General features: G+C 71.6%; 9 protein-coding genes. 8 read left to right on the top strand and 1 reads right to left on the bottom strand.

Features of this window, described 5'->3' with window-relative positions; translation table 11 throughout:
* The first annotated feature begins 207 nt into the window (after positions 1–207).
* The 6 genes from ACPYOM_RS18710 to ACPYOM_RS18735 all read left to right on the top strand — a co-directional run bounded on the left by ACPYOM_RS18710 (position 208) and on the right by ACPYOM_RS18735 (position 6,454).
* Positions 208–1,401 (top strand): HNH endonuclease, encoded by a 1,194-nt coding sequence (locus ACPYOM_RS18710; RefSeq protein ID WP_481347107.1) that lies wholly within the window; start codon positions 208–210, stop codon positions 1,399–1,401.
* A 262-nt stretch (positions 1,402–1,663) separates the two neighbouring features.
* Positions 1,664–2,419, top strand: a complete 756-nt coding sequence (locus ACPYOM_RS18715) for an ABC transporter ATP-binding protein (protein WP_481347108.1) — start codon at positions 1,664–1,666, stop codon at positions 2,417–2,419.
* On the top strand, positions 2,412–3,182 hold the full coding sequence (locus ACPYOM_RS18720) for an ABC transporter ATP-binding protein (protein WP_481347109.1): 771 nt from the start codon (positions 2,412–2,414) through the stop codon (positions 3,180–3,182). Before ACPYOM_RS18715 ends, ACPYOM_RS18720 begins: the two co-directional genes overlap by 8 nt.
* Positions 3,183–3,301: 119 nt before the next feature.
* A complete protein-coding gene (locus ACPYOM_RS18725) occupies positions 3,302–4,543 on the top strand; it encodes an ABC transporter substrate-binding protein (RefSeq protein WP_481347110.1) in 1,242 nt (413 codons plus the stop codon).
* A gap of 13 nt (positions 4,544–4,556) precedes the next feature.
* Positions 4,557–5,426: a branched-chain amino acid ABC transporter permease gene (locus ACPYOM_RS18730; protein ID WP_481347111.1), complete on the top strand. Its 870-nt coding sequence runs from the start codon at positions 4,557–4,559 to the stop codon at positions 5,424–5,426.
* A complete protein-coding gene (locus ACPYOM_RS18735) occupies positions 5,423–6,454 on the top strand; it encodes a branched-chain amino acid ABC transporter permease (protein ID WP_481347112.1) in 1,032 nt (343 codons plus the stop codon). The genes ACPYOM_RS18730 and ACPYOM_RS18735 overlap by 4 nt, the downstream gene beginning before the upstream one ends.
* Before the next feature lie 15 nt (positions 6,455–6,469).
* On the opposite strand, the gene ACPYOM_RS18740 is transcribed toward ACPYOM_RS18735, so the two are convergent.
* Positions 6,470–6,988, bottom strand: coding sequence for a hypothetical protein (locus ACPYOM_RS18740; protein ID WP_481342930.1), 519 nt, complete (start codon positions 6,986–6,988; stop codon positions 6,470–6,472).
* A gap of 189 nt (positions 6,989–7,177) precedes the next feature.
* Between ACPYOM_RS18740 and gatC the strand changes: the two genes are divergently transcribed.
* Both gatC and gatA read left to right on the top strand, forming a co-directional pair.
* Positions 7,178–7,474: an Asp-tRNA(Asn)/Glu-tRNA(Gln) amidotransferase subunit GatC gene (gene gatC, locus ACPYOM_RS18745; RefSeq protein WP_481342929.1), complete on the top strand. Its 297-nt coding sequence runs from the start codon at positions 7,178–7,180 to the stop codon at positions 7,472–7,474.
* 111 nt (positions 7,475–7,585) lie between these two features.
* The coding region (gatA, locus tag ACPYOM_RS18750) for an Asp-tRNA(Asn)/Glu-tRNA(Gln) amidotransferase subunit GatA (RefSeq protein WP_481347113.1) at positions 7,586–9,079 on the top strand (1,494 nt) is incomplete at its 3' end.

Here is a 9,079-nt window from a genome sequence, read left to right on the forward strand (position 1 = left end):
TCCGTCGTCGGCAGCGTCAGATGTGTATAAGAGACAGGTTCGATGGCGCGCTTCGGTGTTCGTGGAGTCGCAGGCCGACGTGGCCCAGCGGTGGCGCGAGCGGGCCGAGGAGTGCTCTGCGACGGGGGATTTCGAAGGATGGCGCACTGCGCGTGACGAAGCCCGCCTGGCGTCGGTCGCAGAGGAGCAGGGGGACGCGACGGGGCAGTGTCGCGACGGGATGCCCGGGCACGCCGTGGTGTGCGTCGTGACTCCTTGCGCAGCGTGGCCGGTCAGGTGGCGCTGGCGCGCCGTGAGTCGCCGGCCCGTGGGAGCCAGCACGTGCGCCTCGCCCTGCGGCTGCGCCCGGAGATGCCGGAGACCTTCGCGGCGTTGGAGCGGGGCGAGCTCAGCGAGTGGCGGGCCTCGATCGTCGCCCGCGAGACCGACGGCCTCGACGAGGTCCAGCGTCGGCACGTCGACGCCGAGGTCGTGGGCCGGCTCGGTGATCGGCTGGGGTCTCTCGGTGACCGTGAGCTCATGCGTCTCGTGCGCGCCGCTGCCTACCGGACCGATCCCACCGGGGTGCTGGCCCGCGGCGCGAAGGCAGCGTCAGAACGACGCGTCACCCTCCGCCCGGCGCCCGACACGATGGCCTACCTCACCGCCTTGCTGCCGGTCGCCCAGGCGGTGGCGACGCACGCGGCCCTGACGACAGCCGCCGACACGGCCCGGGCGGCCGGTGACGAACGGGGCAAGGGCCAGGTGATGGCCGACGAGCTCGTGGTCCGGCTGACCGGGCAGCGGCGAGCCGCTGACGTAGCGGTCGAGGTGCAGCTCGTCATGACGGACCGCGCCCTTTTCGCCGGTGACGACGTGCCGGCGCAGCTCGCCGGGTACGGCTCCGTGCCCGCCACGTGGGCCCGTCGCCTCCTCGAGATGCCGGGGCTCGACGATCGGGCCGACGGCGACGCGGCGCGCTCCCGTGCCTGGGTGCGTCGCCTCTACACCGACCCGACCGCGTCCGAGCTCGCCGCCATGGACTCCGCCCGCCGCACCTTCGACGGTGGCCTTCGCCGCTTCCTCCTCGCCCGCGACGGCGGCGTCTGCCGGACACCGTGGTGCGACGCCCCCGTTCGTCACCTCGACCACGTCGAGGACCATGCGTCGGGCGGCCCGACCAGTGCCGCCAACGGCCAGGGACTCTGCGTGCGGTGCAACCACACCAAGCAGCTGCCGGGCTGGAGCGCCGCGGCCGGTGCGGTCTCGGCGCAGCGGGCCGGGCCCCACCGGGTCCTCACCACCACGCCGACCGGGCACTCGTACGAGTCCCTTGCACCCCCGCTCGTCCCGGGTCACGTGCCCGATCTGCGCAGCACCCTCGAGCGTCACCTCGAGGTGCTCCTCCTCGACGCCGCCTGAGCCGACGAGGACCGGAGGCGGGTGGGGTGGGTGCCCGGCGGAGGGGTGACGCTCGGGCGTGGCTCAGGCGCGTTCTCATGTGGGCCCGCACCACAGAACCGGGGCAGGTGTGTGGGTACCCACCGTCCTTTCGCACCACGGTCCTCCTAGGCTTTCGGGAAGTCTCCCCGGTTGCCGTCAGCAGCCGTTCAGGCAGAGGGAGGCGGTCGGCCATGGGCACGACGCCGGCCACCGCAGCGCGACGCACGAGGAGGTGCAGGTCTTGACGGGTACCCCGTTGCTCGAGACCAGGGCCCTGACCAAGGAGTTCCGGGGGTTCACGGCGGTGTCCCGCGTGGACTTGTCCGTCGAGCGCGGCACGGTCCATGCGCTCGTCGGGCCCAACGGCGCGGGCAAGACGACGCTGTTCAACCTCCTCACCGGGTTCCTCACCCCGACCTCGGGCACCGTCCTCTTCGACGGCCTGGACGTCACCGGCAAGGCCCCCGAGCAGATCGCTCCGCTCGGCATCGCCCGGTCCTTCCAGATCACGAGCCTCTTCGAGCAGATGACCCTGCGCGAGCACCTCGAGCTCGCCCTCGCCGGCCCCACCGGGATGGGGCGGCAGTGGTGGCGCTCGGTCAGGCGCCTGGCCGTCTTCAAGGACCGCGCCACCGAGCTGCTCGCGCAGGTCGGACTCGCCGACCTCGCGGGCGCCCCGGCCGCCTCGCTCGCCTACGGACAGAAGCGCGCGCTCGAGCTGGCGATCGCACTCGCCCTGGACCCGAAGCTGCTCCTGCTCGACGAGCCGACCGCCGGCATGGGGATCGAGGACGTGGACCGCACCATCGCGCTCGTCAAGTCGCTGGCCGTCGGGCGCACGGTCGTCTTCGTCGACCACAACATGCACGTCGTCGGGTCCCTCGCCGACCGCGTCACGGTCCTCCAGTCGGGTCAGGTGCTCGCCGAGGGCCCCTACGACGAGGTTCGTGCCGACGAGCGCGTCGTCTCCGCGTATCTCGGAGCAACCCATGAGTGAGCCCGTCACGGCCGCCGCGCCCACGCCCGCCGCCCCGGCCCGGACCGGCCCGGAGGCGTCCGCGGGGCACGTGCTCGACGTCGCCGGCCTCTCGGCCTGGTACGGCGAGGCCCGGGTCCTGCGCGAGGTCTCCGTCGGCGTCGGCGCGGGAGAGGTCGTCACGCTCGTCGGGCGCAACGGGGCCGGCAAGACGACCCTGCTCCGCTCGGTCATGGGCCTGCACCGGCACGTCGAAGGGACCGTCACCTTCGACGGCGCCGACCTGACGAAGCGCCCGGCCGACGTCAGGGCCAGGGCGGGCCTCGGCTGGGTGCCCGACGACCGCGGCATCTACGCCGGTCTCACGGTGGCCGAGAACCTCCTCCTGCCTCCGGTCGTCCATCCCGACGCGTGGTCCCTCGAGAAGGTCTACGAGCTCTTTCCCGTCCTGCACGAGCGTCGCGACTTCCCCGGCACGAGGCTCTCCGGTGGCGAGCAGCAGATGCTCGCCATGGCCCGGGTGCTGCGGATGGGGTCGCGCCTGCTGCTGCTCGACGAGCCGAGCGAGGGCCTGGCCCCGGTCATCGTCCACCGCATCGGAGAGATCATCCGCGAGATCAAGGGCCAGGGCGTCGGCGTCCTCCTCGTCGAGCAGAACGTCACCTTCGCCTCCACCGTCGCGGACCGGCACTACCTGCTCGCGCAGGGCGAGGTCGTCGAGCACCTCGACAACGACGAGTTCCGCGCCCGGGAGAGCGAGCTGCTCACCCACCTCGGGATGTGACCCACTCCGTCCGCGCGCCCCGAAGCCACCGCCACCGCGTCGCCCCCGAAGCATCCCCGAAGCATCCCCGAAGCACTCACGCACACCCAGACACACCCGACGTCACCCCAGGAGGGGACATGCGTAGCAGGAAGACCCACGCATCGCTGGCCGTCGCGGCCTCGGCCTCGCTCGCGCTCGCCGCGTGCGGGCAGGGCGGCCCCCAGTCCGGCGGCTCGAGCAAGCTCACCGACGACAAGGTCGTCATCGGCCTGCTCAACGACCAGTCGGGTGTCTACAAGGACCTCTCCGGCCCCAACTCGAAGGTCGCCATCCAGCTGGCCATCGACGACTACAAGGCCAAGTACGGTGACAAGGCCGTGGCCAAGGACATCGAGATCGTCACGGCCGACCACCAGAACAAGGCGGACGTCGCCAACTCCAAGGCGCAGGAGATGTACGACCGCCAGAAGGCCGACATCATCCTCGACGTGCCGAACTCCGCAGCCGGCCTGGCCGTGGCCACGCAGGCCAAGAACAAGAAGAAGCTCTACATCAACATCGGCGCCGGCACGACGGCCCTGACCGGTGCCCAGTGCAACAAGTACACGTTCCACTGGGCCTACAACACCGCCGCCCTGGCGCGCGGCACGGCCGGCACCATCACGAAGGCCGGCGGAACGTCGTGGAACATCGTCTACCCCGACTACGCCTTCGGCCAGGACATGAACAAGTCCTTCACCAAGGAGATCCAGGCCGCGGGTGGCACGGTCGGGCAGTCGATCGCCTCGCCGTTCCCGAGCGACAACTTCGCGACGTTCATCACCAAGGCGGGCGAGGGCAACCCCAAGGTCATCGGGTCGATGCACGCGGGCGGCGACCTCATCAACTTCGTCAAGCAGTTCAACCAGAGCCCCCTCAAGGGCAAGGTCCAGCTGGCCGTCGGCCTGATGTTCATCACCGACATCCACTCGCTCGGCGTCGACCAGTTCGCCGGCACGCAGTTCACCGACGCGTGGTACTGGAACTTCGACGAGCAGAACAAGAAGTGGGCCGACCGCTTCAAGGAGAAGACGAACACCCGTCCGTCCTTCGCCCACGCCGCCAACTACTCGGCCGCACTGAACTACCTCGAGGCGGTCCAGGCGGCCGGCACCGACGACGCGGACGCCGTCGTCGCCAAGCTCGAGGGCAAGAGGATCGACGACGTGTTCCTCCGCAACGGCGAGGTGCGCAAGGCCGACCACGCCGTCATCCACGACATGTACCTCGCGAAGGTCAAGGCCTCGGCGCCCGAGGAGTGGGACTACGAGGACATCGTCAAGACGATCCCCGCGGCCGAGGCGTACGGCCCTGCCAACGCCGACTGCAAGATGGGCTGAATGAGCCTGCGCGATGAGTGAATTCGTCCAGTACACCCTGCAAGGCCTCGCGGCGGGCGGCTTCTACGCGCTGTCGGCCCTCGGTCTCGCGGTCATCTTCGGCGTCCTCGGCGTCGTCAACTTCTCGCACGGCGCCTGCTACATGCTCGGGGCCGTCATCTCCGCCGTGCTGCTCGCCGAGCTGCACGTCGGGTTCTGGGTGGCGATCATCGTCGTCCCGGTCCTGATGTTCCTCTTCGGCGTGCTCATGGAGCGGCTCCTCGTGCGCTGGCTCCTCGCGCTCGACCCGCTCTACAACTTCCTGCTCACGTTCGGCCTCACCCTCATCCTCGTCGAGGCCGTCAAGCAGAGGTACGGCGTCTCGGGCCTGCCCTACGAGATCCCGTCCGGCCTCGGCGGCCAGGTCACGATCGGCAGCGTCAACCTCTCGGTCTACGCGATCTTCGCCTGCGTGTTCAGCGTCGTCGTCTGCGGCGCCGTCGGCCTGCTGCTGACGCGCACCCGCATCGGCATGATCGTGCGGGCGGCCACCGAGGACGCCGAGCGGACGCGCGCCCTCGGCATCAACGTCGGGCGCTTCGTCACGCCGGTGTTCGGGTTCGGCATCGCCCTCGCCGGGCTCGCCGGCGTGCTCGCCGCACCGACACGGGCCATCACCGCCGAGATGGGCAGCACCTTCATCATCATCCTGTTCGCCGTCGTCGTCATCGGCGGCCTCGGCTCGATCCTCGGAGCCGTCGTCGGCGGGTTCCTCGTCGGGCTCGTCGAGGCCTACGGCGTCGCCTACGCCCCCGCGTTCGCCCAGATCGTCATCTTCGTCCTCATGGCGGTCGTCGTCCTCGTCCGGCCCTCCGGGCTCTTCGGACGGGAGGAGTTCGCATGAGCACCCAGCTGACCGGCAAGGTCGACGTCGACCTGGCCCAGCCCTCGATCCTGTCGCGCCGCAGCCCGGTCCGGTACCTGCTGCTCCTGGCCGGCCTGGTGGTCCTCGTGCTGCTGCCCTACTGGGTCTACCCGCCCGTCGCGATGGACATCCTGTGCTGGGGCCTGTTCGCCATCAGCGTCGACCTGCTCCTCGGGTTCACCGGTCTGCTCAGCTTCGGGCACGCCGCGTTCTGGGGCGGCTCGGCGTACTGCACCGGCCTCATCGCGGTTCACTGGGGCGTGCCCTTCCCCGTCGCCGTGCTCGGCGGCGCGGTGTTCTCGATGCTCATCGCCTGGCCGATCGGCTACCTGTCGGTGCGCCGCACCGGCATCTACTTCGCCATGGTGACGCTCGCCTTCGCCCAGATGCTGTACTTCATCGCCAACCAGGTCCGGTCCCTGACAGGGGGAGAGAACGGCCTGCAGGGCATCCCGAAGCGGTTCTTCGGCATCGAGCCCGTCGAGACCGACTCGTTCTACTTCTACTACGCCGGTGCGGCGATCATCCTCGTCGGGCTGCTCCTGGCCTGGCGCGTCGTCAACTCGCCCTTCGGACGCGTCCTGACCGCCGTGCGCGACAACCCCGCCCGTGCTCGCGCCCTCGGCTACGACGTCGAGGCCTACAAGATCACGGCGTTCGTCCTCTCGGCCGGCCTGGCCGGGCTCGCCGGTGGCGTCTTCGCGATCAGCCACCAGTTCGCCTCGCTCCAGGAGCTGATGTGGACGACGTCGGGCAAGGTCGTGCTCATCACGGTCCTCGGTGGCATCGGCACGCTCTGGGGTGGGCTGGTCGGCGCCGCGGTCGTCGTCGTCCTCGAGGACTACCTCGCGAGCTCGGGCTTCGAGGGGATCGGCCTCATCACCGGCACGATCTTCGTCGTCATCGTCCTGCTGTTCCGCCACGGGGTCTGGGGCACCGGGCGCAACCTCGTGCGCACCTACGTCCTCGACCGACGCCGCAGCCGCCGGAGCTGCCGCGGCGCGTGACCGTGGGGCCTCGGCTCAGTGCGCGCCAAGGGTGAGCAGCCGGCGCACGACGCGGCCGACGACGAGCCAGGCGATCGCGCCGAGGCCCCAGTTGACGACGGCGTTCTTGACCGTCGCGCCCTCGCCGGTGAAGTGCTTGACGCCGGTCTCTCGCCCGAAGACGCCGAGGTCCAGCACGTCGGCGGCCTTGAGCACCCACTCGACGAGCGCGTTGCGGGTGTTCGCCTCCGCGACGACGAGCACGAGCCCGAGCAGCAGCACACCGGCCGCCACGAGCGCGGCGGTCCACGCGAGCGAGCCGAGGCCCGTGCGGGCGTGGTCGAACCCGCGGCGGCCCGTGCCGGCGGCCGCGCGCAGCACCTGGACGACGCCCCGACCGTCGCTGCCGTCCCCGCGCAGGCGACGCAGGTGCGCGCGGCTCCGGGCGGCCCGGGGAGCCACCGCGTCGGGGGCGGCGGGCGCCACGCCCCCGACACGGGTGGGCTCCGAGGGGGGAGCGGCGTCTGGGGTGGAGGTGCTGGTCGGACTCGTCATCGGGGTCTCCTCGGGTACCGGTCTGCCAGGGACAACGAGCCACCACGGCCCGAGGACACGGCCGCCCGGGCAGCAGTCCGGCCGCAGTCCCGCAGGAGTCCGGCAGCTGCTCGGCATCAGCCCGGCAGCAGCCCGGGCGGCCGGGAACGCGTGCCCGGCCCACCACCGGCGACCCATAGACTGACCCGCATGTCCTCCCTGTCCCGCGACGACGTAGCCCACCTCGCCGGCCTCGCCCGGATCGAGCTGTCCGAGGCGGAGCTCGACCGCATGGTCGGCGAGCTCTCGGTGATCCTCGACTCCGTGGCCAAGGTCCAGCAGGCCCCGACCGAGGGCGTCGCCCCGATGTCGCACCCGATGCCGCTGACGAACGTCACGCGTCCCGACGTCGTCCGGCCGAGCCTGACGCCGCAGGAGGCCCTCTCCGGCGCGCCGGAGGCCGAGCAGCAGCGCTTCTCCGTGCCGCGGATCCTCGACGAGGACTGACCCCTCCCCGGCGCGGCCCGCCGGCCAGTCCGCCCGACGGGCACCCGCGCCCGGCCCGCGCCCCCCGACCACTCCACCCGCAGCGACGACGAAGGCACTGACGTGACCGACCTGCCATCCGACCTGACCCGCGCCACCGCGTCCGCGCTGGCGCAGGCCCTCGCGGCCTCGACGATCTCCTCCGAGGAGGTCACCCGGGCTCACCTCGACCGCATCGCGGCCGTCGACGGGCAGGTGCACTCCTACCTGCACGTCGACGCCGACGGCGCACTCGACCAGGCGCGTGCCGTCGACGCCCGACGCGCCGCCGGCGAGAGTCTCGGCGCGCTCGCGGGTGTGCCGATCGCCGTCAAGGACGTCATGACGACCAAGGGCCTGCCGACGACGTGCGGCAGCAGGATCCTCGAGGGCTGGGTGCCGCCGTACGACGCCACGGTGGTGACGAAGCTGCGCGGGGCCGGCCTGCCGATCCTCGGCAAGACCAACATGGACGAGTTCGCCATGGGCTCCTCGACGGAGCACTCGGCCTACGGCCCCTCGCGCAACCCGTGGGACCTCGACCGCATCCCCGGCGGCTCCGGTGGTGGCTCCAGCTCGGTCCTGGCCTCGTTCCAGGCGCCCCTCGCCACGGGCACCGACACCGGCGGCTCGATCCGCCAGCCGGCCGCGGTGACGGCGACCGTCGGCACGAAGCCGACCTACGGCGGCGTCTCGCGCTACGGCCTCGTGGCCCTCGCGAGCTCGCTCGACCAGGCCGGCCCGTGCGGCCGCACTGTCCTCGACACCGCGCTGCTGCACGCCGTCATGGGCGGCCACGACCCGATGGACTCCACGTCCATCGACGCCCCCGTGCCGCCCGTCGTCGAGGCAGCCCGGCGCGCCGACGTCACGGGCCTGCGCGTCGGCGTCGTCAAGGAGCTCGGCGGGGAGGGCTACCAGCCGGGCGTCCGCGCCCGCTTCGACGAGTCGGTCCGGCTCCTCGAGGAGCTCGGCGCCGAGGTCGTGGAGGTCAGCTGCCCGAACTTCGACTACGCGCTCGCCGCCTACTACCTCATCCTCCCCAGCGAGGCGAGCTCGAACCTGGCCAAGTTCGACGCCATGCGCTACGGCCTGCGCGTCGCCCCCGACGGCGTCGCCGACCCGAGCGCCGAGCAGGTCATGGCCGCGACGCGCGACGCGGGCTTCGGCCCCGAGGTCAAGCGCCGGATCATCCTCGGCACCTACGCGCTGAGCTCGGGCTACTACGACGCCTACTACGGCTCGGCGCAGAAGGTCCGCGCCCTCATCGCGCAGGACTTCTCGCGCGCGTTCGAGACCGTCGACGTCCTCGTCAGCCCCACAGCGCCGACGACGGCGTTCCGTCTCGGCGACAAGCTCGAGGACCCGATGGCCATGTACCTCAACGACATCGCGACGATCCCGGCCAACCTGGCCGGTGTGCCCGGCATGTCCGTGCCCGCGGGCCTGGCCGACGAGGACGGTCTGCCGGTCGGCATCCAGGTGCTCGCGCCCGCGATGCGGGACGAGCGCCTCTACACCGTGGGCGCGGCCCTCGAGGCGGCGCTCGTCGACCGTTGGGGTGGCCCCATCCTCGACCGCGCGCCC

This window comes from Monashia sp. HAY1-2A (assembly GCF_056755315.1).